24 protein-coding genes, 1 tRNA gene, 1 pseudogene and 1 riboswitch are annotated in these 22,793 nt (G+C 68.4%); of the genes and pseudogenes, 11 read left to right on the top strand and 15 right to left on the bottom strand.

All coding sequences use genetic code 11. The annotated features are described in order from the left end of the window. Window positions 1-3: 3 nt before the first annotated feature. Entirely contained in the window at window positions 4-864 is an 861-nt protein-coding gene (locus ACFC0G_RS21365) for a class E sortase (protein ID WP_376405483.1), read from the bottom strand. Window positions 865-941: 77 nt separating this feature from the next. Next, window positions 942-2,192, bottom strand: coding sequence for an RNA-guided endonuclease InsQ/TnpB family protein (locus ACFC0G_RS21360; RefSeq protein ID WP_376405481.1), 1,251 nt, complete (start codon window positions 2,190-2,192; stop codon window positions 942-944). A 64-nt stretch (window positions 2,193-2,256) separates the two neighbouring features. Between ACFC0G_RS21360 and ACFC0G_RS21355 the strand changes: the two genes are divergently transcribed. From ACFC0G_RS21355 to ACFC0G_RS21340, 4 genes are all read left to right on the top strand, one after another. Then, window positions 2,257-2,406: an Arc family DNA-binding protein gene (locus ACFC0G_RS21355; protein ID WP_376405479.1), complete on the top strand. Its 150-nt coding sequence runs from the start codon at window positions 2,257-2,259 to the stop codon at window positions 2,404-2,406. A gap of 94 nt (window positions 2,407-2,500) precedes the next feature. After that, window positions 2,501-3,505 carry an SEC-C metal-binding domain-containing protein gene (locus ACFC0G_RS21350; protein ID WP_376405477.1) on the top strand — a complete coding sequence of 335 codons (1,005 nt, stop codon included), beginning with the start codon at window positions 2,501-2,503 and terminating at the stop codon, window positions 3,503-3,505. Between the two features lie 43 nt (window positions 3,506-3,548). Then, complete coding sequence (locus ACFC0G_RS21345) at window positions 3,549-4,469, top strand: NaeI family type II restriction endonuclease (protein WP_376405475.1); 921 nt, start codon at window positions 3,549-3,551, stop codon at window positions 4,467-4,469. After that, on the top strand, window positions 4,462-4,914 hold the full coding sequence (locus ACFC0G_RS21340; RefSeq protein ID WP_376405473.1) for a very short patch repair endonuclease: 453 nt from the start codon (window positions 4,462-4,464) through the stop codon (window positions 4,912-4,914). Before ACFC0G_RS21345 ends, ACFC0G_RS21340 begins: the two co-directional genes overlap by 8 nt. Here ACFC0G_RS21340 and ACFC0G_RS21335 read toward each other — a convergent pair. The 4 genes from ACFC0G_RS21335 to ACFC0G_RS21320 all read right to left on the bottom strand — a co-directional run bounded on the left by ACFC0G_RS21335 (window position 4,911) and on the right by ACFC0G_RS21320 (window position 10,290). Beyond that, a complete protein-coding gene (locus ACFC0G_RS21335; protein ID WP_376405470.1) occupies window positions 4,911-6,074 on the bottom strand; it encodes a DNA cytosine methyltransferase in 1,164 nt (387 codons plus the stop codon). The genes ACFC0G_RS21340 and ACFC0G_RS21335 overlap by 4 nt on opposite strands. A gap of 254 nt (window positions 6,075-6,328) precedes the next feature. Continuing rightward, complete coding sequence (locus ACFC0G_RS21330; RefSeq protein ID WP_376405468.1) at window positions 6,329-8,155, bottom strand: DEAD/DEAH box helicase; 1,827 nt, start codon at window positions 8,153-8,155, stop codon at window positions 6,329-6,331. After that, window positions 8,152-9,579, bottom strand: a complete 1,428-nt coding sequence (locus tag ACFC0G_RS21325; protein WP_376405466.1) for a hypothetical protein — start codon at window positions 9,577-9,579, stop codon at window positions 8,152-8,154. Before ACFC0G_RS21325 ends, ACFC0G_RS21330 begins: the two co-directional genes overlap by 4 nt. A 21-nt stretch (window positions 9,580-9,600) precedes the next feature. Beyond that, the gene (locus tag ACFC0G_RS21320) at window positions 9,601-10,290 is read right to left on the bottom strand and encodes a hypothetical protein (RefSeq protein ID WP_376405464.1); all 690 of its coding nucleotides are present in this window, start codon (window positions 10,288-10,290) and stop codon (window positions 9,601-9,603) included. 712 nt (window positions 10,291-11,002) lie between these two features. On the opposite strand from ACFC0G_RS21320, the gene ACFC0G_RS21315 reads away from it, so the two are divergent. Next, the gene (locus tag ACFC0G_RS21315; protein ID WP_376405462.1) at window positions 11,003-11,308 is read left to right on the top strand and encodes a hypothetical protein; all 306 of its coding nucleotides are present in this window, start codon (window positions 11,003-11,005) and stop codon (window positions 11,306-11,308) included. A 111-nt stretch (window positions 11,309-11,419) separates the two neighbouring features. After that, the gene (locus ACFC0G_RS21310) at window positions 11,420-11,722 is read left to right on the top strand and encodes a hypothetical protein (RefSeq protein WP_376405460.1); all 303 of its coding nucleotides are present in this window, start codon (window positions 11,420-11,422) and stop codon (window positions 11,720-11,722) included. A 115-nt stretch (window positions 11,723-11,837) separates the two neighbouring features. Here ACFC0G_RS21310 and ACFC0G_RS21305 read toward each other — a convergent pair. The 4 genes and pseudogenes from ACFC0G_RS21305 to ACFC0G_RS21290 form a co-directional block, all read right to left on the bottom strand. Further along, window positions 11,838-13,106: pseudogene (locus ACFC0G_RS21305) on the bottom strand (DUF445 domain-containing protein); the annotation flags it as partial. Window positions 13,107-13,127: 21 nt separating this feature from the next. Then, window positions 13,128-14,105, bottom strand: coding sequence for an ATP-binding cassette domain-containing protein (locus ACFC0G_RS21300; RefSeq protein ID WP_376405458.1), 978 nt, complete (start codon window positions 14,103-14,105; stop codon window positions 13,128-13,130). A 4-nt stretch (window positions 14,106-14,109) separates the two neighbouring features. Further along, window positions 14,110-15,006 carry an ABC transporter permease gene (locus tag ACFC0G_RS21295; RefSeq protein WP_376405456.1) on the bottom strand — a complete coding sequence of 299 codons (897 nt, stop codon included), beginning with the start codon at window positions 15,004-15,006 and terminating at the stop codon, window positions 14,110-14,112. Next, window positions 14,999-15,802, bottom strand: coding sequence for an ABC transporter permease (locus ACFC0G_RS21290; protein ID WP_376405758.1), 804 nt, complete (start codon window positions 15,800-15,802; stop codon window positions 14,999-15,001). The genes ACFC0G_RS21295 and ACFC0G_RS21290 overlap by 8 nt, the downstream gene beginning before the upstream one ends. Before the next feature lie 164 nt (window positions 15,803-15,966). On the opposite strand from ACFC0G_RS21290, the gene ACFC0G_RS21285 reads away from it, so the two are divergent. Continuing rightward, window positions 15,967-18,285: a transglycosylase domain-containing protein gene (locus ACFC0G_RS21285; protein WP_376405454.1), complete on the top strand. Its 2,319-nt coding sequence runs from the start codon at window positions 15,967-15,969 to the stop codon at window positions 18,283-18,285. Here the strand turns inward: ACFC0G_RS21285 and ACFC0G_RS21280 are convergent. From ACFC0G_RS21280 to ACFC0G_RS21270, 3 genes are all read right to left on the bottom strand, one after another. After that, window positions 18,279-18,599 (bottom strand): multidrug efflux SMR transporter, encoded by a 321-nt coding sequence (locus ACFC0G_RS21280; RefSeq protein WP_028811654.1) that lies wholly within the window; start codon window positions 18,597-18,599, stop codon window positions 18,279-18,281. The genes ACFC0G_RS21285 and ACFC0G_RS21280 overlap by 7 nt on opposite strands. A 34-nt stretch (window positions 18,600-18,633) precedes the next feature. Then, window positions 18,634-18,705, bottom strand: a riboswitch (guanidine-III (ykkC-III) riboswitch). 45 nt (window positions 18,706-18,750) lie between these two features. Next, window positions 18,751-19,089: a co-chaperone GroES gene (locus tag ACFC0G_RS21275; protein ID WP_317595701.1), complete on the bottom strand. Its 339-nt coding sequence runs from the start codon at window positions 19,087-19,089 to the stop codon at window positions 18,751-18,753. A 56-nt stretch (window positions 19,090-19,145) separates the two neighbouring features. Beyond that, window positions 19,146-19,466, bottom strand: a complete 321-nt coding sequence (locus ACFC0G_RS21270; RefSeq protein ID WP_329623236.1) for a DUF3618 domain-containing protein — start codon at window positions 19,464-19,466, stop codon at window positions 19,146-19,148. A gap of 137 nt (window positions 19,467-19,603) precedes the next feature. Between ACFC0G_RS21270 and bcp the strand changes: the two genes are divergently transcribed. The 4 genes from bcp (at window position 19,604) to ACFC0G_RS21250 (ending at window position 21,675) form a co-directional block, all read left to right on the top strand. Next, window positions 19,604-20,071: a thioredoxin-dependent thiol peroxidase gene (bcp, locus tag ACFC0G_RS21265; RefSeq protein WP_376405451.1), complete on the top strand. Its 468-nt coding sequence runs from the start codon at window positions 19,604-19,606 to the stop codon at window positions 20,069-20,071. A 164-nt stretch (window positions 20,072-20,235) separates the two neighbouring features. Beyond that, entirely contained in the window at window positions 20,236-20,877 is a 642-nt protein-coding gene (locus ACFC0G_RS21260; protein ID WP_376405449.1) for an HNH endonuclease signature motif containing protein, read from the top strand. A gap of 59 nt (window positions 20,878-20,936) precedes the next feature. Continuing rightward, window positions 20,937-21,542 carry an HNH endonuclease gene (locus ACFC0G_RS21255; RefSeq protein ID WP_376405448.1) on the top strand — a complete coding sequence of 202 codons (606 nt, stop codon included), beginning with the start codon at window positions 20,937-20,939 and terminating at the stop codon, window positions 21,540-21,542. A gap of 46 nt (window positions 21,543-21,588) precedes the next feature. Beyond that, window positions 21,589-21,675: transfer RNA gene (locus tag ACFC0G_RS21250), tRNA-Leu, on the top strand. Window positions 21,676-21,734: 59 nt separating this feature from the next. On the opposite strand, the gene rdgB is transcribed toward ACFC0G_RS21250, so the two are convergent. Together rdgB and ACFC0G_RS21240 are read right to left on the bottom strand one after the other, a co-directional pair. After that, a complete protein-coding gene (gene rdgB / locus ACFC0G_RS21245; protein ID WP_376405446.1) occupies window positions 21,735-22,337 on the bottom strand; it encodes an RdgB/HAM1 family non-canonical purine NTP pyrophosphatase in 603 nt (200 codons plus the stop codon). A 38-nt stretch (window positions 22,338-22,375) separates the two neighbouring features. After that, complete coding sequence (locus ACFC0G_RS21240; protein WP_376405444.1) at window positions 22,376-22,756, bottom strand: hypothetical protein; 381 nt, start codon at window positions 22,754-22,756, stop codon at window positions 22,376-22,378. Window positions 22,757-22,793: the final 37 nt, after the last annotated feature.

Raw genomic sequence — 22,793 nt, 5'->3', positions numbered from 1 at the left:
GGTTCACCCGGTCGAGACTAGCTTCGCCCAGACGACGAGCCGGTAGGCACTGCTGAACTCGGGGGTGCAGGTGGTGAGGGTGAGGTAGGACCCGGCGGCGGAGTACCCGTAGGACGGCTTGACGAGCGACCGCGGAACGGCGCGGACGACCCCGACGTCACGGGGCGCGGTCTGCGGAAGGACCTGGTCGACGCGGTACGTGTACGTCCGCTCCCGGGTCCGCACGGTGATGCGATCCCCTTCGCGGAGCCGGTTGATGTACCGGAAGGGCTCGCCGTGGGTGTTGCGATGCCCGGCAACCGCGAAGTTCCCGGGAAGCCCGGGCCCGGCGGTGCCGGGATAGTGCCCGACGTACCCCTTGTCGAGGACAGAACGCTTGGAGACGCCGCGGGCGACGGGCGCGGTAAGGCCGATCCGGGGAATACGGAGAACGGCGAAGGCGCGGGAGTCGGAGGCGGAGGGGGTACGAGGCGAGGAGGCCCGGGGAGGAGCCTCGGACCCCTGAGAAAAACCACCGACCTCCCCAGCATCGGCTTCAGGCTCCCCGGGGTCCCCGGCAAGATCCCCCGGCTCAGCCGTCACATCAGCCACATCGTTCGCATCGGCCAAACCGTCCACGGGGGGAGAGATCTCCCACTCCCGCTCGAGAACGCTCACCTGCTCGCGGGCCTCGGCGCGGGCTTGCTGGTTGGTCCACCAGAGCTGGTGCACTACGAGGAGGAGTACGAGAACCCCGCAGGTGACGACGGTCTCGGCCCCCGCCCACAGCACGCGGGCGCCGGCACGACGCCGCCCTCGCCCCTGGACGACAACCGGCACGTGCTCCCGCCGCTCCCGCACCCTGTCCCGCACCCTGTCCCGCACGCGGGGCACGATAAGCGCTGAGGCGCCAACTCTCCAGGCCCAGGCCCGTACAGCAGTACGTTGACATCCTCCCCCTCTCAGAAGAGGGGGATTCCAACCCAGGAGGGTTGAGGTTCACGGGCACTCGAGCGGCCGGTAGCCGCTGTCACCCCTCCGGCACCGGCTGAGCGCCGGGGACGGGGAATCCCGCCCTGTCCTGCCGCGACGTTATTGGCCGAGTTCTCGTCCGCGTTGCAGGTGAAGCCGCAGAGGGTGCAGACGAACTCGGCTTGGCTCTTGCGTGAGTTCTTGTCGATCCATCCACAGGCGCTGCATCGCAGACTGGTGTACGGGGCCGGAACATCCTCGACCCGACCCGGGGCTTTGTGCTCCGTCCTTCGGCGCAGGAGGCCCCAGCCTTGGGCGAGGATCGCCCGGTTCAGCCCGGCCTTCTGACGTACCTGCCTGCCAGGCCGGTCGACGGTTCCCCTCGCCGAGCGCGTCATGCTCTTGATGTTCAGCTTCTCGAAACGGATCAGGCCAAAGGAACGGGCGAGCATTGTCGAGGTCTTCTCACACCAGTCCTTGCGTCGGTTCGCCTCACGCGCCTTCAGCCTGGCGACCTTCGTGTACTCGGCCGCCTTGGCCTCACTCCCCCTGGCGGAGCGCGCAGCCCGCCGCTGATGCTTGCGGATCTGGGCACGTTCCTTGACAGTCAACTGCGGGCAGTTCAGCTTCCGTCCGTCCGACAGCGCAGCCGTGATGGTGACGCCCCGGTCGATGCCGACGACCTCGCCGGTTCCAGGTCCGGCGATCGCCTCGGGGATGACAGCGAACGCCACGTGCCACTGGCCGTTGCGGAAGCTGATCCGAAAGGTCTTCGCGGACGGAAGCTCGGCGCGCGTGAGACGAAAGCGAACCCATCCGCAGCCGGGCACCTTGACCTGCGCCCACCTGCGGTTGATCTTCTGCACCACGACAGAGCGGCCCATGACCTGCTTCCCCTTGGCATTCAGCCTGGGTGCGCCGTCCGGTTGATACTCGGGTACGCGGTCCGTGCCAATGACGCGGAAGCCCTCGTGTCTGTACCTCTTGCGCCAGGTCGGCTCACCGAACCCCAAACGGAAGCGGGCGCTCTTGGCCTTGGCGAAGTCCTTCAGGGCTTGCTGCTGCACATCCGCATTTCCGGAACCCAGCCATTCGTTACCTCGGCGGGCGTCAGTGAGCTGACGACACTGTTCCGCGAACCCCGGTGCGTTCCTACGCCCGGGCTTCCAGTGCGCGTGCTGCTCGACAGCCAGGTTCCAAACGTACCGAGCGTGCGCGCAGTGCAGGATCATCTGCTCCATCTGCACAAGTGTCGGATACATCCGGAAACGCGACATGCCACCACGATAGCGCCATAATGGTGGCGTGATCAAGCTCACTTTGCGCATCCCGGATGAACTACACGAGCGTCTGACCAGCCAAGCCGACACCGACCGGCGATCCCTCAACTCCGAGATCCTGTACCTGCTTGAGGTAGCCCTCGGCACCATAAGAGGGGACGATGAGTCGCCCTGACGGCGATTCGGCTGTCCCTGTCCACTAGCAGAAGCGGACACTCGACCCGGCCCTGAAGGGCCGGGCAGCCTACCCGGAAAGAGAGGTGGAGGGCATGCGCCCCGACACTCCTGCCGCCCACACCACCGAAGCCGAGCGCCTGCTGCGTACGGCAGCGCAGTACCCGGGAGACCGGGAACCCCTGTACCTCCAGGCCGCGGCCCACCGGGAACTGGCGGGCGACCGCCCGGGGGCGACGGCCCTCTACGACGAGCTCCTGACCTCCTCCCCCGCGAACCCGCACCTGATCAGAGCGCTGAAGGCGGCGAACCTCTGGGAGTACGGCCACGAGGCCGAGGCGCGGGCGATCATCGACGGCGTCCGGCGCGCCAAGCCGGCGGACGCGGCCCCGTGGGAGATCACGGCGGAGACGCTGGAGGCGCACGACGAACTGGAAGCGGCGGAGTCCACGCTCACCGAAGCGGCGACGCTCCTCGCCACAACCCCCCGCGATCTCCCCCACGCCACCCAGTCGCTCCTCACGACCCGCCACAGGATCCGCAGGATGCTGGCGCTCTCCCACGACGACTGGGACACCCTGGCGGACCGGCTCCACACGGCGGCCGTCCCCCTGGACGAACTCCACGACCCGAAGCGCCTCTGGTCACTGGGCTCCTCGGACCCGGCGGAACTCCAGGCCGAGATCACCCGCCTCCGCTCGGAACTGGGCACTTACCGCACGGCCCTCTCCCGCCCCTTCCCGGTGGCGGTCCTGCACTGGCCGGAAGCGGAACTCGACGAGCTCCTGACGGCGTACCCGGAACTGGAGGCGGAGTACCCCACGTACAGAGCCCACCTCACCGACATCGAAGCCTCCCTCCGCGAACTCTCCCAGGCGGGCACCCCCAACCTGGGCATCGTCCGAGCGACGGTCCCCTCCTACGAAGCCTTCGCAGCCTCGGAAGCCACCCCACCCTCCAACGCCGACCTCCTCCCCCAATACGCCACCACCCTGGCAGCCCGCGGCCGCGCCACCGCCTGGCCCCCGGCCCGCGACGCGGCGTGCTGGTGCGGCTCGGAGCGGGCATACGGGGAGTGCCACGGGACGGAGCAGCCATGAGACGCTCATCTCCAAACCCGCGCAACAAGGACGGAAACCTGGGATGGCTAGGCTTGTCCTGCAGGAACCTGGAGATCTCTGCGCAAACAGAGATGTAGGCGACCACGTTCTGCTGGACCCTGCCGACGATTCAGAGGCACAGTCCGTCCTCACCTGGCTCAGGGAACGGCCCGTTGCCCACATCTATACGGAGTCGGTAAGGAATTCGATCGACTACGTTCTCGACGGCGGCAGGACCGGAAGGTTCGACCTCCGGTCGCCTGAGGTACACCCCGGCGAGCGCGCGTCCGTGGGCGCGAAACTTGAGTACGAAGTCCTCCGGAGCTTCTCTCTGTCCAAGACAAAGCCCCTGGACACGCACATCGCGGGCGTACCTGTAGACATCAAAGCAACCGTGGGAAGCAACTGGGCGATCCCTGCAGAGGCCCACTGCCAGCTCTGCCTCTGCACCCAGATACAACTGAAGAACAACCGGCACAGAACCTGGCTTGTGCGGACACACCGCTCTTGGCTCTACCGTGGAAAAGGAAACAACGACGGCAAGCGGGGCCTGGCCGTCGAGGCTCGTGAACGATGGAGCGTACCTCTGTATGACTGGGCACCATTGCCCGTCAATCCACTCCAGTACCTGCCCGAGGAAGTGGCCCATCAGGTACTGGCAGAAAAGCCTGGGCAGGTGGAACGGCTGCTCATCATGTTCCGGGCACTTGAAGGGCGCGTCATCCCGCGCAACACCCTCCTTACGGTGGCACGGAGCCACGACCCCATGCGCCGAGCCAGGGACGTGAAGAAAGCTGCCGCCGCAGAGGGGATGACGCTGCTCTGCGGGCGCGACGCAGGGGCGGCTCGGGGAATCTCCCTGCAGGCTGGGGAGTGGATAGCCATACGGGACGGCGCCACTGGGGATACGCCACCAGCGGCAGGTGACAGTCCCACCGGGCAAGGAAGTGGATCCAGTGCCTGAGAACGCGGAATGGACCCCGCCCGAGGGGTCCTGGGCCTCTTCCGCCGCCAGGCGCAGGAACATGCAGGCCATCCGCAGCCGCGACACCAAGCCAGAACAGGCCATCCGTCGGCTTGTCCACGCTCAGGGGCTCCGCTACCGCGTTGCCGCCAAACCACTGCCGGACCTTCGCCGAACCGCGGACATGGTGTTCCGGCCCGCGAAAGTAGCCGTGTTCATCGACGGCTGCTACTGGCACGGCTGCCCCGAGCACTACGTTCCCCCCAAAACCAACCCCGGCTACTGGTCGAAGAAGGTCGAAGGGAACGTAGCCCGGGATCGCGATACCGACCAGCGGCTCACGGCTGCGGGGTGGCTGGTGCTGCGCTTCTGGGAGCACGCAGCCGCAGAGGAATGCGCGGCTGAGATCACCCGAACCGTGGCCAGAAGGCGACCCGTGTCTTAGACAAGGGTGCTCTGAGCCGACTCCCATGTCGTACCGTCGGGCTCCAGGTCTCCAGCGGACGGGACAAGCACGGCACCCTCACGCTCGAGGGCCTCCTTGATCGCACGGCCCACAGCCTCGGCTACCAGCGGCGGGAAGGCGTTGCCCACCTGGCGGTACCGCGCTGTCTTCCGGCCGGCGAACTCCCACTCGGCCTTCTCCGGAAAGCCCTGGATCATCGCCGCCTGCTCCACAGTCAGCATGGGTCCGATCCCCTTCTGCAGGTTTCCGAGATCCCTGTCCAGGTTCACTTCATGCTCGTCGTTGGCGACACCCATACCGTTCACGCCGAGCGCGGCCCAAGCCCTCTTGGCCCGGGTAGGGCCAAGGTCGGCGCCGCCATGCTTCTTGGATCCGCCTACGAGCGTGGGAGCCACGCCTCCGCTACTGGCATCATCGAGCCACTTGTCAAAACCCTCAAGGCGGCCGGCCTCAACGAAGCGACGCTTCATGGAATCCTCGAGGACCGCGGCAACCGTGACCCGCTCCCTTCTGGGCGCGGGCCAGTCAAATCCCCTGTACTGATCCGCTCGAATAGCGACGAGGATCGCCCGGGGCCGTAGCTGCGGTACTCCGTAGTCGGCGGCCTCAAGAAGCCTCCAGCCGCACACGACATATCCGGCCTTGCGAAGACGCTGCTTGATCTCATCCCGGTACTCGAGGAACTTGTCTCGGGGCTTGACCAGTCCCGCGACATTCTCGATCATCACCGCACGGGGCTCCAGCTCCTCGACAAGATCAAGCATCGTCGGAAAGAGATCCCGCTCGTCATCCCTGCCCAGCTGCTTTCCCGCGACAGAAAAGGGAGGGCAGGGAACGCCTCCGGCAAGAAGCCCGAGTTCCCTCTTCTCAATAGAGCGCCCCATGCGTGCCTTGAACTTCTTAAGATCCCTGGCAGGCCGGAACTGCGTCACGTCCATTTCAAGGACGTCGCACTCTGCCGCAACGTCGGCGCCCCAGCGCTCGCCCTTGATAACGTTGAGTTCCAGCGTCTTCGCTGCGTGTGTATCGATCTCAACAAGCGCGAGGTGCCGGAACCCGGCCCTGTGAAGACCGACTGCTTGGCCTCCCGCCCCCGCGCAGATCTCAATCGACGTCAGCGGCTGACCGCTGGAACTCATCGGAGCCTCCTGGTGTGACTGACTACAGACACGCAAGTGTCGCATCCGCCAGTGACATCCCCCGGCGTCGCTACAGTCTCCCAGGCCAGCCGGCCCCGGCGCGCCACGCCCCACCCTGGTTCCACGCCCAGACGAACATCACACAGGGACGGTGGCGGTGATGCGCCCACCCCCTGGTCACGACGGAGTCTCCCGCACGTCCGGACAGTAAAGAGCAGGCGCGTGACCCGCCGCACACACGGAGCACCGCCCCGTCACCTGACGGCAGGAACCCCCATGTGACTCAACAGGGCGGCCATGTCACTCGGCGCCAGCCCAGCCGCTACCGCGGGCTCCTCCTCCAGGTCCGCGAGCTGCTGCACCGACGGATCATCAAGGATCCTGCCCATGAAATCCAGCTTCTGCTCCAGCCTCGTCATCACCACTTCATCGACGGTATTCCGGGCCACAAGCACCGTAGCGTTCGTTTCGGTATCCGGAGAGAGCCCAAGACGGTGGATCCGGTCCATGCTCTGAAGGAAACGACCGGCCATAAAGTCGCGGTCCACGTAGACCGCATCGTGACACACCTGGTGCAGACTGATCCCTTCACCCAGAGTAGCCGGATTAGAGATCAGCACCATACAGTCCGGATCTTCACGGAAGCGCCGCAGTTGCTCCTCCCTGTCGGGAGTCCCGCCGTAGACAACTGCGGGACCGAACTTCCCGAGAAGCTTCTCAAGTGTGGCGAGGCTCCGGACAAAGGTCGTCCAGACCAGAGTTTTGCGCCCCTTTTCCGCGTTCTCCGCCACAATAAGCGCCGCTTCCTGGTACTTGGGCGACATCTCGTGATCAGGAAGGTTCTGCATCAAGGAGTACAGAGAGCTTCCCTGCGGCACTTCCAGGGGCGGAAGCTGATAGGCAAGCGGGTCATACCGGTTCGTGCCTTCGGTAAGGAGCGCAGGGCACACCGCCGCCATCAGCAGCCGCAGGGCCGTCTTCCCGAGCGCACTGAGATCCTCACGCGCCGCACCACTCGCTTCTCCCCCGACCAGGGACGCGTAGATCTCCTCATGCAGCGGCGGCATGTCCACGTAGCGCATCTGGAGCGACATCGGCGGGAGCCCGAGTTCCTGCTTGGTCGTGCGGGTGAACAAGGGCCGCAGGACAGTGCTCGCATACGCCAGGTCTCCGCCAGCGACCGCCTGCGAAACCGTGCGCTGGCCATGCCCAGGCCAGACGAAGCCGAGCAGATTCTCCAGGTCCTTCGCTCCGTTGGGGGCCGGAGTACCGGTGAGAATCAGCCTGCGCCGGGCGAGCGGCCCGAGGGCCATACACGCGGCGCCATACGTACCCCGCGCGCCGAGCTTCATCCGGTGCGCCTCATCGAGAATGATCATCGAAGGGGCTGCCTTCAACCATGCAGCCAGCGCCGTGAGCGAGCGGTCCAGCCGCTCGTAGTTCACGATCAGCACCTCCGCCCACTGGTCATGGGATTGCCCGAGGATGTTGGTGCGCAGTGCATGACGGAAGCAGACCGCACTCTCGTACTGCCATGCCTCGTAAGCGGACTTGGGGCAGACGATGAGCAGCCGACTGACCTTCCCCTCCGCCTTCTGGCTGGCGTAGACGGCCAGGCCCACACGCGTCTTGCCAGCGCCGGGAACGCTGAAGTTGGCTCCATGCTGAAGCGCGAGCAGTTTGGCGACATCACGGCGCTGGAAGTCACTGAGGTCTGCCTTCCACTCCTCTCCCAGCAGAAAGGGAACCTCGTCGGGCTGGACCTCTCCCGCGTGGTCCGGCGCGTCCAGACGCCGCTTGACCGCCTGGGCATCCTGAAGGACACCGACGACCAGTTCCTGAAGCTCTGGAGCCCACTCGACACCGGAGGCGTCCGACCAGGTCGCGAGTGCGCCCAGGCCTCCCAGTAGGTCGTTGAGCTCCACTACGGCGGCTACGGGGCTGAGCTGGCCGCCCGAGCGGAACTGGGCGGCCAGCTGTACGAGTTCGACCCGGTACTGATGCGTCGTCCGGAGAACGACCTTCGTGCGCGTCTCATCGAAGTCGAGACGGAGTGACATGCCTGCGGTGAGCTCGCTCATCCCGATGCCTCCAGGGCCACGGCCTCGATCAGCCAGGCCACACCGTCACCGGGAGTCGAAGAGCCCCGCCCCGCCTGCTGAGCGAGCTTGCGCAGGCTCTCGCGCAGCTTCAGCACAGCCTCGTCGAGTGCTTCCTCGTCGAGGCTGCGTGACGCCCGCGCCTGTACGAGCTCCACGACGCTCTGGTCGATGTCGGCGCAGGCATCCGCGATGCGGGCGGGTGCCATCTGCTTTCTCTTCTTGAGCCTGGCGTCACGGCCCGCCGCGTCAATCGCCTGGTCGAAGGCTTCGCGTGCCTCCTGGAAGACGTCCTGAGCCCGCCGCCGGTCCTGGTCCGAGGCCACGTCGCTGGAGGCACCGGCCATCGCCTTCGCACGAAGCACCTTGTCGTTCAGAGCGCGAGCCGCCGACACTGCGGAGGAAGCGCCCGGAAGCGTCACACCACTCAGACCCGGTACGGTCACGGCCGCCTGCTCGCCCGCCGGCTCACTGAAGCCCGAGGGCATCGTCCGGGACAGGTACCGGTCACGGAAGCCCTCATCGATGTGCCGCACGTCTGTCTTGGCGAAGCCCATGACGATGGCTGCCATGCGGAGCTCCTTCAGCACGTCCGCACGGTCAGGGTCGGCCGCGAAAAGCTTCTCGTACGCGCGGTGCAGCTCCTTGAGCTTCTCCTGGTGGTCCTCGAAGTCCACGAGCCGCAGCCCAGCCACGTCGCCGTTCGCGCTGCGGGCGATCTGCTCGCGGATCGTGGCCAGGATCCAGCGCTCCTGGTGGTAGGTGGACGGCCGGATGCGGAAGTCCTTCGCGATCGCGTCAGGCGTCCTGCCGAGGCCAGCCTGCTCCTCCATGGCGAGCAGGCGGTTGATGTACGAGTAGTCCCGCCGGTGATCCCGGCGAAGCTGGAGCGCGAGCTCAACGGAGTTGATGTCATCCCAGGTGAACCACTCCGGCAGAACGCCCACTCGCATCGACTGCTGGCCCAGCTCGCGGAGTGCTGCCATACGCGTGTTGCCGTTGACGAGGATGCCGTGATGCGTAATAAGGCCGGGGTCGTTCTGACCGAACTGGTCGAGACTTTCCTTCAGCTTGTCGAAGTCCGGATCTCTGCGGTTGGGATCAGCCGGGTCTGCCTGGAGAAGCAACCGCAGGTAATCCTGGCTGCCTCCCGTCCAAGGATCCGCGGCCAGGGCCGCGTCCTTGGAGGGATCATGGCTGCGCTGCGCGCGGATGCGGTGGGTTCCGGGGTTGTAGAAGACAGAGCTGATGGTGCAGTCGATCACCTCGCAGTGAAGCGCCTGGCCGTTCCAGTCCACCGTGACCGTCTCGCGGGTTCCGCCGGCGCTCTTCACGTCCTGAAGCCGCTTCGTGACCTGGTCGCTGAACTCGGCAGCGCGCGGCGGCGTCGGAAATTCCTGCTTCATCTGCTTACTGCATCCCCTCGTCTACTTACCCATGCCGTGCACAGCGTCCCGCACCGTGTCACGGGCTGCCTCAGGCAGGGTGCGGTACTCCCCCCAGAGCCGCTCCAGCGGGCTGGGGTCACGGCGGTCAGCGTTCAGCCAGCTGATGAAAACGTCCCGCTCCAGCGGAGTGAGGCGCTCCAGGCGGCCCAGGATGCCCGGCAGATCGGCCTGACGCTGACGACCGCCCACACGGCACCTGTTGCACTCGGTAACGAGCTGGGTCTCACTCGTCCCGCCCGGAAGCTGAACCTGACGTCGCGCCACGTCCAGCTGAGCGTCCTGACCGCCATCGCCGAAAGACTCACCCGCACCGATGCCGCAGGACCGGCAGAGGAAACTGTCAGCGGCCAGGACCTTGGTCCTCTGAGCCGACGTCAGCCCCGACTTCTCCTTGGGCGACTTGGACTGCCCAGGAAGCCAGACATCAGCACCCTTCTTCACGAAGCGCTGCTCGTCGAGGTGGAGCGTCTCGTCCTCCCGCCTGGTGTCGATCTGCCAGTCGTGGTCCCGCAAGTCGCGCACCCGCCGGTCGATCTGCGCCACCTCAGGGAACGCGGCCCGCAGCTGACCCTTGGTGAAGACGTTGCCTTCCCCTACCTCCGACACCAGCCACAGGCCGGCACGCACCTTGCTACCGAACGTCTTGTCGAGCCACGACGGCACAGCCACTTGCAACCTCCGCTCAACGGAAACCTTGGAGAGCCGTCGCCTGACAGCGCACGCCCCGGGGGAATGCCCTGCCGCGCTTCCGGCTGACCCACCCATTCAGTACTGCGCACAGAGGCGCCGTCTACCCCCGGCTGGCTTTGCGCGCAAGGTAGTCAAAACCCCTTGCTGCACAATGGAATGCATTCATTCGCAGGGGGTGGCGATGGCGGAAAGAAGCGGGGCAGGCGCGGCGGGAACAGATCTGCCGCCGGGCAGGAGGGCGCTCGCTCAGGCAGTAGCAGTTCTCTACCGGCACATGGCCGTAGAGACACTGGCCCAAGCGTCAGAACTCCTGGCGGCGGATGGATGGCACAAGGGTCCGAGCGAGATCTCCCGCTATCGCAGTGGGCGCAGGAAGCCGCCCATCGAGTTCGTTCTTCTGCTCCATCGACTCGCCGTCAAGCGGTCGGCGCCCAACGCAGTTGCGCTCTCCACGGCAGAACTCCGTGATCTCCATGCAGCTGCTGAGGCAACCCTCTGCCGGAGCTGCAGCCCTCTGCGGAGCGAAAACGAGCGCCTTCGCAGCGAGAACAGCCGGCTTCTTGCCCACCAGTCCACTCCGTGCTCCCCGCAACCTGCTAGCGCCGGTGGACGCAATCCGGCCGGATCCGCACCGTGTGGTCCGCTGCCGGTCCCCCTTCCAGCGGGAGACCGGCAGCGCAGAGCCCGTGATGTGGCTGCGGCTCAGCAGCTCGCCATCAGCGCCACCACCCTCCACGAAATGGGGCAAATCGGGTATGCGGTCGCCCTGATCCAGGACGCTTCGACGTCACTGACCCCTCTGGAGAGCGCGGCGTCCATCGCGCTGCTGCGCGAAGGACAGGATGACCTTGCGGAAACCGCCATCGGTATCAACGGCCGGAGCCGTGCCGAAGAGGACGTCATGCGCATCGCTGTCGAGCTGCACGCGCTGGGCTTGCCGGATGATGCCGGCGCGATCCTCCGGGCCGCTCTTGCCCAGACGCCGACGCAGACCTGACAAAGAACGGGACATCGGAAAAGACAGATGACACCCGGCTGCGGCGCTGGGACGGTTCGGCCTCTTGTTAAGTTCAAACCCGTAAGCACCAGATCACGAAAGGCCCTCGTCATGCCCCGCATCCCCTCCCCCGCCATAGCCGCCGCCGGACTCGTCGGGGGTTATGCCGTTGCTCGGTGGACCAAGAAGCGGCCGCTTGGCGGGGTGGTGCTCGCCGTGGCCGGTGGGGTGGCCGCGCGGGAGTGGCAGCGGGTGGGTGGGACCAAGGCGGCGGTCGGGCTGACCGGTGCCTACGTGGCCGCGTTCGCCGGGTCGCATCCGCTCGCGAAGAAGATCGGAGCCTGGCCCGCGGTGTTCTCCGTCGCCGGGGGTGTGGCCGCCGCGTCCTGGGCCGTCACCCGCGGCGAGGGCTGAGGCCTCCGCCCTTGCTCGTGGCGAGGGCTAATGCCTCAGCCCTCACCGCGGCGAGGGCTGAGGCCGCACGCCGTCGCCCGTGGCGAAGGCTGAGGCCTCGCGGCGGTCTCGGGTCTCAGCCTCCCAGTGCGTGGCTGAAGGTATAGATCAGGAGGCCCGCCAGCGCGCCCACCACCGTGCCGTTGATGCGGATGAACTGGAGGTCGCGGCCGATGTTCGCCTCGATCTTCTTCGAGGTCTGGGTGGCGTCCCAGCCGGCGACCGTGTCCGTGATCAGGGACGTGATCTCGTCCCGGTACGTCGTGACGACGTACGACGCCGCGTCCTCCGCCCAGCCGTCGACCTTCCGCTGGAGGCGGGGGTCCGTCGCCAGGCGGTTGCCCAGGGACATCAGTGAGGTGCGTGCGCGCAGGCGGAGTTGGCTGCGGTCGTCGTCGGCCGCCGCGATGATGAGGGTGCGGATCGAGGACCATGCCGAGGCGATGATGTCCTGGATCTCCGGGCGGGCCAGGAGGTCCGCCTTCAGGCGCTCGACGCGGGCCCGCGTGTCCGTGTCCGCCTGGAGGTCGGCCGCGAAGTCCGTCAGGAAGCGGTCGATCGCGCCGCGCGCCGGATGCGCCGGCATGTCCCGCATCTCCGTCACGAAGCGGAGCAGCTCCTTGTAGACCCGCTCGCCGATGCGCTTGTCGACGAAGCGCGGGGTCCAGCCCGGCGCGCCGCCCTGCACCGCGTCCATGACCGAGTCGCCGTGCGTGACCAGCCAGTCGTGCGCGCGGGTGCAGACGAGGTCCACCGCCCGGTGGTGCGCGCCGTCCCCGACGATCTTTTCGAGGGTCTTCCCGAGTCCTGGGGCGATCTCCGCCGACTCCGCCCGGCGCGTGATGGCCTCGCCCACGACCGCCTGCACGTCCGAGTCGCGGAGGACCGTCAGTGCCCCCCGCAGCGCCGTCGACGCCTCCGCCGTCACCCGGTCCGCGTGCGCCGGGTCCGCCAGCCACGCCCCCAGCCGGCTGCCGATGCCGAAGGCCTGGAGCCTTCCCCGTACGACGTCCGCGGAGAGGAAGTTCTCGCCCACGAACGAGCCCAGTGAGGCGCCCAGCTGGTCCTTCTTCGTCGGGATGATCGCCGTGTGGGGGATGGGGAGTCCCAGGGGCCGGCGGAAGAGCGCCGTCACCGCGAACCAGTCCGCGAGCGCGCCGACCATGCCCGCCTCCGCCGCCGCTGCCACGTACCCCGCCCAGGGCCCCGCCCCCGAGCTCCGCGCCCAGGTCGCGAGACCGTAGATCACGGCCACCGCCAGCAGCAGAGACGTCGCCAGCGTTTTCATCCGCCGGACGCCTCTGCTCTTCTCCTCGTCAGCCGCCGTGTACGAGAAACTCACCAATGGACTCGACCTCCTACGTCCCTACATCAGGGACTCCCGGCGACCCTCCCGAGTTCCCCCGTACATCTTCGCGATCACCGCCTCGATGTCCGGCTCCCGCACCGACAGGTCGAGAAGGGGGTACCTCGCCGCCACCGCCGCCACCAGTGGCGCCGCCGAGGCGGAGGCCGGGAAGGCCAGCCACTGGCGGGGGCCCTCCCTCCGTACGAAGCGCGCCCCCGGCACCTCGATCGGCGGCAGCTCCCGCTCCAGGTCGACCACCAGGAGCCGCTCGCTCTCCCCGACCGCGTGCAGCCCGGCCAGCTGCCCGTCGTACATCAGCTTCCCGTGGTCGATCACCATCACCCGCGAGCACAGCTGCTCGATGTCGGTCAGGTCGTGGGTGGTCAACAAGACCGTGGTGCCCTGCGCCGCGTTCAGGTCCTTCAGGAACTCCCGCACCCTCGCCTTCGACACGACGTCCAGACCGATCGTCGGCTCGTCCAGGTACAGCACCTCCGGGTCGTGCAGCAGGGCCGCCGCGATGTCGCCGCGCATCCGCTGCCCGAGGGAGAGCTGCCGGACGGGTACGTCGAGGAGGTCGCCCAGCTCCAGGAGCTCCACGCAGCGAGCGAGGTTCTCGCGGAAGCGGTCGTCGGGGATCCGGTACATGCGGTGCATCAGCCGGTACGAGTCCCTCAGCGGCAGGTCCCACCAGAGCGTCGTCCGCTGCCCGAAGACCACCCCTATCCGCTGGGCCAGCCGGGTCCGCTCCCGCGCCGGGTCGATGCCCGCGACCCGCAGCCGGCCCCCGCTGGGCGTGAGGATGCCGGTCAGCATCTTGATCGTGGTCGACTTCCCGGCCCCGTTCGGACCGATGTAGCCGACCATCTCCCCGCGCTCCACACCGAAGCTGATGCCGTCGACCGCCCTGACCTCGCGTTTCGACCGCCGCAGCAGGCCCGTCCTCCGGCGGATCGTGAAGGTCTTCTCCAGTGACTCCAACTCGATGAACGGCACGGCCTCAGCTTCCTGTCGATCGGTACGAACGGATTCCGGCCCGCCACGCGAGCCCCGCCACCCCGCAGCAGACCGCCGCCACCAGCGGCGACGCGAACACCGCCCAGCCCGGCACGCCCGCCGGGGCCGGCCGGTCGAGCACGTACAGCGCGGGCAGCCAGTTCACGAACGCCAGCGGTACGACGTACACGACCCCCCGCACCAGCTCCTGCGCGAAAATCGTCGGCGGGTACCCGAGCAGCGTGTTCCCGCCGTACGTGAACGAGCTCGTGACCTCGGCCGCGTCCTGCACCCAGAACAGCGCGGACGCGCCCAGCACCATCACCGCCGAGAAGATCACCGCCCCGCAGAGCAGCATCACCGGCAGGAGCAGCACCTTCACCGGCGTCCAGTCCACGTCCAGCAGGACGAGCGACCACACCAGGACCAGCAGGCCCTGCGCGACCCGGCCGAACCGGCGCAGCGCGAACTTGTCCGCCGCGACCTGCGCGAGCAGCGGCGCCGGACGCATCAGGAACATGTCGAGCGAGCCGTCCCTGACCCGCTTCCCCATCCGCTGGACCGAGCCCATCGTCAGGTCCGCCAGCCCGAAGGACGTGCCCGCCGTCCCGTACAGCAGCGCGACCTCCGCGAAGGCGAAGCCGCCCAGGCCCTTCACCTGACCGAACATCAGGAGGATGACGACGAAGTCGAAGAAGGTGACGCAGAAGCTGGTGGCCAGGGTCAGGGCGAAGGAGGAGCGGTACGTCATCGTCGACCGGATCCACATCCCGGCCACCATCCGGTACGTACGCCAGGACTCCGACACCCACCGGTACGGACGCCAGGAGTCCGGCGCCTGTCGTTGCCCGCCCAGGTGCGCGCCCCGAGGTTCCTCCTTCGCGCGGAGCGTCTCAGCCACCCTGCACCACCACCTTCCGCGTCGCCGCCGCCTGCACCAGCCGACCCGCCCCGAACAGCACCAGCGCCCAGCACCCCTGGAAGGCGTACGCCCCCGCCAGCTCCCGCCCGCCCGCGTACTTCCCCAGGTACACGTCGGCCGGCACCTGGAGCATCGACGCCCACGGCAGCACCCGCGCCAGCTCGCCCAGCGCGCCCGGGAAGACGGTCAGCGGGAGCAGCATCCCCGAGAAGAACAGGCCGCCCAGCCACGCCACCTGCACCACGCCCTGGCCGTCGAGCAGCCAGAACGCGCTCATCGCGACCAGGTACCAGATCGCGAAACTGACGATCGAGCCGAGCGCCACCGCCACCAGGAACGCGAGCCACGTCCCCGGGCCCGACGGCAGCGTGAAGTCGAAGACGAGCGCGCCGACCGCCATCGGGACGACCCCGCGGCCGAGCAGCTGGTAGGCCGACCGGCCCAGGTTGGCCGAGAACCACCAGGTCTGGAGGTCGGCGGGGCGGTAGAGGTCGACCGCGATGTCCCCGGTCCTGATCCGCTCGATCAGCTCGTCCTCGAAGCCGCCGCCCATCAGCCCGCAGACGGTGATCAGCCCCTGTCCGATCCACACATAGGCGAGGGCGTCGTCCATGGAGTAGCCGCCGAGCTGCGGCCGTTCGTCCCAGAGAGCGATGTACGTGTACGACAGGATGAAGCCGAAGACGGTGTTGGTGAACACCCCCGCCGCCGTCGCCACCCGATAGGTCGCATGGCGCCGGAAGCCACCCGCGGCCACCGTCGCGTACAGCCGCAGCATGCCTCTCCTCCCCGGAAACGTGCGCAATGCGCCGAAAAACGCCGAAGCGCACGACCCTAGCGAGGAGCGACTCCGCACCGCGAGCGGTTTTCTCGCCGCCTTGCCCTCACATTCGGGTCGCATTCAGGAGTTTCATCGCATGACGTGCAATATGAGGTGCCATGCCCCCTTCCTCCGGTACGAGCGACACCCCCCGGCCATCCCGACCGGGCTGGGAGCCGAGGGACCCCACCCTCTCCGCTCCGCCACCCCCCGCGCCGAACCGGCCCCGACGCGCGGGACGCGTCCGGCGCGTCCTGCGGACCCTGTTCGGCCTCTGCCTGCTCGGCGTCCTGCTCCTCGCCGGAGCCTTCGCCGCCGGCTACCTCCTGGTGGACATCCCGCCCGCCAACGCCGCCGCCGTCGCCCAGTCCAACGTCTACCTCTACCGCGACGGCAGCCCCATCGCCCGCGACGGCGAGGTCAACCGCGAGAACGTCCGGCTCGACCAGGTCCCCCTCGGCGTCCGCCAGGCCGTCCTCGCCGCCGAGGACCGCGACTTCCACACCTCACGCGCCGTCGACCCCAAGGCCATGGTCCGCGCCGCCTGGAACACCGTCACCGGCAAGGGCCGCCAGTCCGGCTCCACCATCACCCAGCAGTACGTCAAGAACTACTACCTCGGCCAGGAACAGACCCTCACCCGCAAGGCCAAGGAGTTCTTCATCGCGATCAAGCTGGGCCGCGAGAAGACCGCGGAGGAGATCCTCCAGGGCTACCTGAACACCAGCTACTTCGGCCGGAACGCCTACGGGATCCAGGCCGCCGCCCGCGCCTACTACGGCAAGGACGTCGAGCAGCTCGACACCGCCGAGGGCGCGTACCTCGCCTCCCTCCTCAAGGCCCCCAGCGCCTACGACGTCACCACCCACCCCGAGAACCGGGCCACGGCCGTCGCCCGCTGGAACTACGTCCTCGACGGCATGGTCACCGAGGGCTGGCTCGGCCGCGCCGAACGCGCCGCCGCCCGCTTCCCCCTCCCCCAGACCGCCCGCCCCGCCACCGGCCTCTCCGGACAGCGCGGCTATCTCGTCCAGGCCGTCGAGGAGTACCTGACCGGCCACGACGTCATCGACGAGAACACCCTCGCCGCCGGCGGCTACCGCATCACCACCACACTGGACCGCGCCCAGCAGGAGACGCTCGTGCAGGCCGTCGAGGACCGGGTCATCTCCCGGCTCGACCCGGCACGCGACCCCGTCGACCGCTACGTACGGGTCGGGGCGGCCGCCGTCGACCCGGCGACCGGGAAGGTCGTCGCGATGTACGGCGGCATCGACTACACCCGGCAGTACGTCAACAACGCCACGCGCCGCGACTACCAGGTCGGCTCCACCTTCAAGCCCTTCGTCTTCACGGCGGCCGTGCAGAGCGGGGCGCAGACCCAGTACGGCCTGCCGATCACCCCGTACACCCTGTACGACGGGACCAACCGGCGCCCGGTCGAGGGCTGGAACGGCAGCCCGTACGACCCCGCCAACGAGGACGACACCAGCTACGGCGAGATCGCCGTCGGCGAGGCCACCGGCCTGTCGGTGAACGCGGTGTACGCCCAGATGGCCGTGGACGTCGGCCCCGCGCACGTACGGCGGACCGCCATCGCCCTCGGCCTGCCCGGCTCCACCCCCGACCTCACCGCCTCCCCGTCCATCGCCCTCGGCCCCGCCACCGCCAGCGTCCTCGACATGGCCTCGGCGTACGCGACGCTCGCCGCGCACGGCCGGCACGGCACGTACACGCTCGTCGAGGGCGTCACGAAGGGCGGCGAGACGGTGGACCTGCCGTCCCGCCCGGCCGGGCAGGCGGTCACCAGGGAGGCCGCCGACACGACCACGTCGATCCTGCGGAGCGTCGTCGAAGCGGGTACGGGCACGGCGGCGCAGGCCGCGGGGCGGCCGGCGGCGGGCAAGACGGGCACGGCGGAGGACGACAAGGCCGCCTGGTTCGCGGGCTACACCCCGGAACTCGCGACGGTCGTCGCGCTGATGGGCCAGGACCCCGAGTCGGGCCGGCAGGAACCGCTGTACGGGGCGCTCGGACTGCCCCGGATCAACGGCGGCGGGGCGCCGGCCGAGATCTGGGCCCGGTTCACCCGGGAGGCGCTGGCGGGAACGCCACCGCGCGACTTCGACCTCCAGCTGATGGCGGGGGCGGAGGCACTGCCACCGGTACCGCCGATGCCGGACGGCCCGGAGGGCCCGGAAGGACCGGGCGGACCGACCGAACGGAACGAACCAGGCGGACCGGACGGGCCGGCCGGCTCGGGCGGCTCGGGCGGCGAGGAAGACCTCTACCTGACCGGCGAGGCGGGCCCGGGGTCAGCGGTCTCCCGCAGCCCCCTGCCGCCCCGCAGCCCCCAACCGCCCGGCAGTCCCCTACCGCCTGGAAGTCCCCAACCACCCGGCAGTACCCACCCGCCCGGCAGCAGCCCTCGTCAGTGACCGGAGGTCGCCTTCAGACCCACCACCGCGACGAGCAGCAGACAGACGAAGAAGATCCGGGCGGCGGTCGCCGGCTCACCGAGCACCACCATGCCGAGCACCGCCGCACCGGCCGCGCCGATACCGACCCACACGCCGTACGCGGTACCGATGGGCAGCGTCTTGGCGGCGTGCGAGAGCAGCAGCATGGAGGCGACGATCCCGGCGCCGGTGAACACGCTGGGCCAGAGCCGCGTGAAGCCGTCGGTGTACTTCATACCGATCGACCAGCCGACTTCGAGCAGACCCGCGACCACGAGAAGAACCCAGGCCATGACGACGACACCTCCGCGAGACGGAACAACAGGGGGTGCGTCGTCTTGTCGTCATCCCGGTACGGCGCGTCTCGTCGGGTGTGTCTCCAGGCTAGCAAAGAACATGCAAAGGCCCTGGTGACGATGGTCACCAGGGCCGGCAGCTCTACGTCTACAGATACAACCCGGTCGAGTCCGTAGCGCCCTGGAACCGGTCCGCGGCCACCGCGTGCAGGTCCCGCTCCCGCATCAGTACGTACGCGGTGCCCCGCACCTCGACCTCGGCGCGGTCCTCGGGGTCGTACAGCACGCGGTCGCCGATCTCGACGGTCCGGACGTTCTGACCGACCGCGACGACCTCGGCCCAGGACAGGCGACGGCCGACGGCGGCGGTCGCCGGGATCAGGATGCCGCCGCCGGAGCGCCGCTCCCCCTCGGGGGAGTCGGTGCGGACCAGGACCCGGTCGTGGAGCATCCGGATGGGCAGCTTGTCGTGCGTGTTCTCGCTCACGGTCCGAACCTACCTGCCCGGGCGTGTCGCCCGCGGCCGGGAGGGGCCATCGACCGCTATCCCTTGCTCCTGCGGGAGGACGCGGCGATCAGCCCGACCACCGCGACGGCGACGAGCGCCACCGGCACGACCCGCTCCAGGCGGGGTGCGCCGTCCTCATGGGTGAAACGGGCCTTCACGTCCGAGACGACCCGGTTGACGGCGACGAAGGCGCGGCCGGCGGTCTGGTCGACCGTCGAGGCGACCTTGGCCTTGGCGTCCCCGATGATCGTCTTGGGGTGCACCCGAATGCCGATCTCGTCGAGAGTGACGGCGAGCTGCTCGCGCCGGCGGACGATGTCCGCCTCGATCTGCGCAGGGGTCCTGGCGTCCGACACCGCGCTGCCTCCGTAGTCGTGTATCCGGTCGTTGACGGACAGTCTGTCAGCTCCACCGCCGATGGGCCGCCCCCGACCCCTATTAGGCGACCCCCATTAGGCTCTGAACGCGTAAGCGCACTTTCCTGAGGAGAGCCATGAGCGAGCGACTGCAGACCGGCGACACCGCCCCCGCCTTCACCCTGCCCGACGCGGACGGCAACGACGTCTCGCTCGCGGAGCACAAGGGCCGCAAGGTCATCGTCTACTTCTACCCGGCGGCCCTCACCCCCGGCTGCACGAAGCAGGCCTGCGACTTCACCGACAACCTGGACCTGCTGGCAGGTGCGGGCTACGACGTCATCGGCGTCTCCCCCGACAAGCCGGAGAAGCTCGCGAAGTTCCGTGAGAAGGAGAACCTGAAGGTCACGCTGGTCGGCGACCCGGAGAAGACGACCCTGGAGGCGTACGGCGCCTTCGGCGAGAAGAAGCTGTACGGCAAGACGGTGACGGGCGTCATCCGCTCGACGATCGTCGTCGACGAGAACGGCCTGGTCGAGCACGCCTTCTACAACGTGAAGGCGACGGGCCACGTAGCCAAGATCATCAGAGACCTGGGCATCTGAGCCTCCCTGCCCTTCGATGCCGAACGGGCCGCACCGCCTTCCAGGGCGGTGCGGCCCGTTCCGCTTATCGGACGCGACAGTACGCGATATGGCGTAACCGTCCGATATTCGGCTCGTTACTCCGTGCGAGGCCACGAACTGGTGGCCGGAGCGGAGGGGGCCCGATGGGAACGAGCGCGTACACGAAGGAGCGCCTCGAAGCGGCGGCGCGGGGAGCGCGGACGCTGACGGAGGCGCTGGAGCGGCTGGCGGTGGATCCGAAGAGCTCGTCGCGAAGGTACGTGCGGGAGCGGATGCGGAAGCTGGGGGTGGACATCTCGCACTTCGAGCAGGAGGGGACACGTTGGACGCGTGACGTCCTGGCGCAGGCCGTGGCCGCCTCGACGAACATGTCCGAGGTGCTGCGGCACCTCGGGGTGGAGGTCGTCGGCGGGCAGCACACCCACATCAGCCGACGGATCAAGGCGTACGGGATCGACACCTCGCACTTCCACGCACCCTCCCGACGAGGAAAGCCCTGGCGCCCCCGAACACCCGAGGGTCTGCTCATCGAGCAGACCGGCCCACAGACCCGACGCGTCCCGAGCGACCGCCTCGCCTGGGCGATGACGGAGTCCGGGGTACGGAAGAGGTGCGCGATGTGCGGCACCGAGGCAGCATGGCGCGGCCGCCCGCTCCCGCTGGAGATCGACCACCTCGACGGCGACTGGCGCAACAACCGCATCGAGAACCTGCGGTTCCTCTGCCCGAACTGCCACTCGACGACCGACACCTACCGGGGGCGCGGCAGGAGGCGGACCTCGTGACCACCGGCCCGCGATACACGCGCGAGCGATTGACCGAGGCCGCCGCGCAGTGTTCGAGCATGGACGAGGTAGTCGCCTTCTTCGACTCGCAGCCCTACGACAAACTCCGCCGCTATCTGCTGAAGCGCTTCGCCCACTACGGAATCGACGTCTCGCACTTCCACAGCCTGAGGCGGCGCGGGGTGCAGCCTCCTCGCCCAGAGCCGGACCAACTGCGGCGAGCTGTCACCCAGGCCGGCTCGGTAGCCGGCGCTCTCCGCATCCTGGGCAGGCCCTGCACCGGGCAGATGCGCGTCCTGTTCCATCAGTGGACCGCGGCCGATGACCTGGACACGTCCCACTTCTTGGGGCAGGCGCACCAGCGAGGAAAACGAGGACCCACTCCGGTGAAACGGCCCGAGGACATTCTCATCCGCCACGACCGGGGGCGTCGGACCAGAACTCACCTGCTGCGTCGAGCACTCCACGAGTCCGGCGTCCCCGAGGAGTGCGCCGACTGCGGCGTCGGCGCCGAGTGGCTCGGCAAGCCCATGACGCTGGAGGTCGACCACACCAACGGGGACTGGGGCGACGACCGGATCGAGAACCTGCGGCTTCTTTGCCCCAACTGCCACGCGACCACGAGCACCTGGTGCCGAGGGGGTAAGCGGTCGGCCCGGAGCTAGCGCACCCTGAACGCAGCAGCCGCCCGCCCGCTACCATGGCAGGCAGGCGGCCGTAGCCAAATCGGTATCGGCGGGTGTTTTAGGGGCATCTGGGAGAAATCCTGTGTGGGTTCGAATCCCACCGGCCGCACCAACCTGACAATCGAAGGCCCGGTTCGCATCACAAGGCGAACCGGGCCTCGCCGTACCCCCTCAGCCCAGCAGCTCCCGAACCACCGGTACGAGTGCTCGGAAGGCCTTGCCTCGGTGGCTGATCGCGTTCTTCTCCGCCGGGGTCAGTTCCGCGCAGGTCACCTCGTGGCCCTCCGGCTGGAGGATCGGGTCGTAGCCGAAGCCGTTCGTGCCGACCGGGGCGTGGCGGAGGGTGCCGCGCATCTGGCCCTCGACCACTCGTTCCGTGCCGTCCGGGAGGGCCAGGGCCGCCGCGCAGGCGAAGTGGGCCGCGCGGTGGGAGTCGTCGATGTCGGACAGTTGGGCCAGGAGCAGGTCCAGGTTGGCGCGGTCGTTGCCGTGGGTGCCGGACCAGCGGGCCGAGAAGATGCCGGGGGCGCCGTTGAGGACGTCGACGCAGAGGCCGGAGTCGTCGGCGACCGCCGGGAGGCCGGTGGCCCGGGCCAGGGCGTGGGCCTTGAGGAGCGCGTTCTCGGCGAAGGTGACGCCGGTTTCCTTGACGTCGGGCACGTCGGGGTACGCGTCCGCGCCGACGAGTTCGAGGTCGAGGCCCGCGTCGGCGAGGATCGCGTGGAGTTCGGTGATCTTGCCCGCGTTGCGGGTGGCGAGGATCAGACGGGTCATGCCCCGATTATCCGGGGCTGGCGCGGCCCGTTGGACCTCTAGCCCGGGGTGCAGACCTTCGCCACTTCGCTCGCCCCGTCCGTGATCGGCTGGATGTCCGGGGTCGTGTCGCCGTTCTTGACCGCTGTACGGACGGATTCGACGCCCTTGGTGAGGTCGTCCACCGCCTTCTTGAGGTCGGCGTTGTCCGTGGTGTCCTTGAGGTTGCCGAGCTCGGTGCTGATCGAGTTCAGGGACTCCTCGATCTGCGTCGGGTCGTTCGAGGCGTTGGAGACGGCCTGGCTGAGCTTGTCGACCGACGTGGCTATCGCGTCGGCGGTCTTGACGCAGTCCATGGCGGTGTCGAGGGCTCCGCAGCCGCTCAGGACGGTGGTGAGTGCGGCGGCGGTGGCCACGGCGAGTGCGAGACGGCGCTTCACGGCGGGTTCTCCCCCAGGTACGTAGGACGAACGACGG

The organism is Streptomyces sp. NPDC056169, from assembly GCF_042268445.1.
In the GTDB taxonomy this organism is placed as follows: Bacteria; Actinomycetota; Actinomycetes; order Streptomycetales; family Streptomycetaceae; genus Streptomyces.
The sequence above is the reverse complement of the archived record's forward strand: the minus strand, read 5'-3'. Positions and strand labels throughout refer to the sequence as shown.